This window comes from Stenotrophomonas sp. 05L44_2, assembly GCF_056665995.1.
Genome location: NZ_JBFTNR010000788.1, coordinates 1 through 1,803, shown reverse-complemented (window position 1 = coordinate 1,803; position 1,803 = coordinate 1). Strand labels below are relative to the sequence as shown.

The 1,803-nt window shown below is 57.5% G+C and carries 2 protein-coding genes and 1 pseudogene; all 3 read left to right on the top strand.

Annotated elements, in window-relative coordinates; all coding sequences use genetic code 11:
* The coding region (locus AC1VAN_RS20625) for a TraG/VirB4 family ATPase (RefSeq protein ID WP_480986613.1) at positions 1 to 590 on the top strand (590 nt) is incomplete at its 5' end.
* A gap of 25 nt (positions 591 to 615) precedes the next feature.
* Positions 616 to 1,443 carry a hypothetical protein gene (locus AC1VAN_RS20620; protein ID WP_051584992.1) on the top strand — a complete coding sequence of 276 codons (828 nt, stop codon included), beginning with the start codon at positions 616 to 618 and terminating at the stop codon, positions 1,441 to 1,443.
* Between the two features lie 75 nt (positions 1,444 to 1,518).
* Positions 1,519 to 1,803 (top strand): annotated as a pseudogene (locus AC1VAN_RS20615) (TrbL/VirB6 family protein); the annotation flags it as partial.

Here is a 1,803-nt window from a genome sequence, read left to right as displayed (position 1 = left end):
TCAATTACCTGCTGCACCGACTGGAGTCGCTGATCGACGGTCGCCCGTTGATCTACGTGATGGACGAGTTCTGGAAGATCCTGGACGGTGAGGGTGGTTTGAAGGAGTTCGCCAAGAACAAGCAGAAGACCATCCGAAAGCAGAATGGTATGGGTATCTTTGCGACACAGAGTCCGGAGGATGCGCTGAAGAGCGATATCTCCGCCGCGCTGATCGAACAGACTGCCACCTTGATCCTGCTGCCGAACCCGAATGCCAGCAAGAGCGACTACATGGAGGGCCTGAAGCTGACCGAGGCCGAGTTCAAGGTGGTCACCGCGCTGGACGAGCGCTCGCGCTGCTTCCTGGTCAAGCAGGGTCACGCTTCGAGCGTGTGTCAGCTCAACCTGCGCGGCATGGATGACATCCTGTCGGTGATCTCGGCGTCGACCGACAACATCGACATCATGCACCGCGTGCTGCAGACAGCAGCGGTACGCGCCCGCGTCACTGTGGACGAGTTGACCCCAGAGCAGTGGCTGGAAGATTTCTACAAGAATCGAAAAGGCTCGGGCAAGGCCAAGTTGCCTGCCGAAACCGATGCTGCCTGACGGTCGAAGAACAAGGATGACAATGATGACTTCCATTCCCGTGGAGAACGACATGAACAACGCGACCCACACCCGCAAATCCGGCCGCAGCCTGCGCCAGAAGCGCTTGGCTGCGATCCTGCTGGGCAGCATGGCGGTGTTTTCGAGCACTCCAGCCGGCGCCAGTGGCTGGCCGGTATTCGACCTGAGCGGCCTGCTCCAGGCTCTCAAGGAGTTCGCGCAGAACAAGGAGCAACTCGCCGCAGATGCGGTGGAGTACGGCGAGCAGGTATCGCGATGGAATCGCACCTTGCAGGAATACCGCGATGCGTTGGTCAAGATTCAAGGTCTGATCAACAACTTTGGTTTGCCGCCCGGGGCAACACTCGAGCGTGTTCCAGATGACTACATGGTTGCTGAAGTCTGCCGTACTTCGGCAAGCTTCAGCGCAGGAAGCCTACTGAAGAAGTTCGTCCTCGACACCTCTGGCGATCTGTATGCGCAGCAGCAGCAGCTCTGCGTGAACATTCAGATGATGGAGAACCGTAAGCGCAACGAGACGGTCGAGTTCCTTGAAAAGACTATCCCCAGCATCAATTCGACACTGGGCGAGATCATGGGATGGCGCTTTGGTGCGGGCGGAAATGAGGCAGGCACCGTGTCTGCGGTGAACAGCGACTCGCTGCGTACGGCGAACGACATCGCCAAGCTGCAACAGGAATGGGAGGCCCGTATGCGGTCCTACGACGCCTATGAGGAATCAATGAAAGCAAATCAGCGCGTGTTGGCGCGAGTGGCCTTGAAGGGCAAGCCGGGTGTGATATCGCAGCTGGTCAAGACCGCTGCACTGAAGGGTGCATTGAGCATCGACTGACGTCACTCGGGGCAGGTGCAAAATGCACCTGCTCCATGAAGTTGTCCGGTAGGGATACATCAAGGGATTGCGGAAATGATCAGGTCGATTGCCAATTTTGACTTCAATGGCGGATTCCAGGATTTGATGGGGCACGTGGCGCGTGTCCAGTCGATCGGGGATTTCGTGTTCTTCAAGTTCATCTTCGACTTCCTGCGAAGCAAGATAAACAAGTTCGGCATCGACATGATGGGGCACATGATGCAGTGGGTCGGCGGCATCGCCCTCACACTCATGACGCTCTGGGTGCTGGTGCAAGGATTCCGCATCGTGACCGGTCACAGCCGCGATTCCATGATGGTGTTGGTGACCAACATGGCC

Coding starts and splice junctions, on each gene's coding strand:
- AC1VAN_RS20620 (WP_051584992.1), top strand. CDS start 616: ATGACTTCCATTCCCGTGGAGAACGACATGAACAACGCGACCCACACC.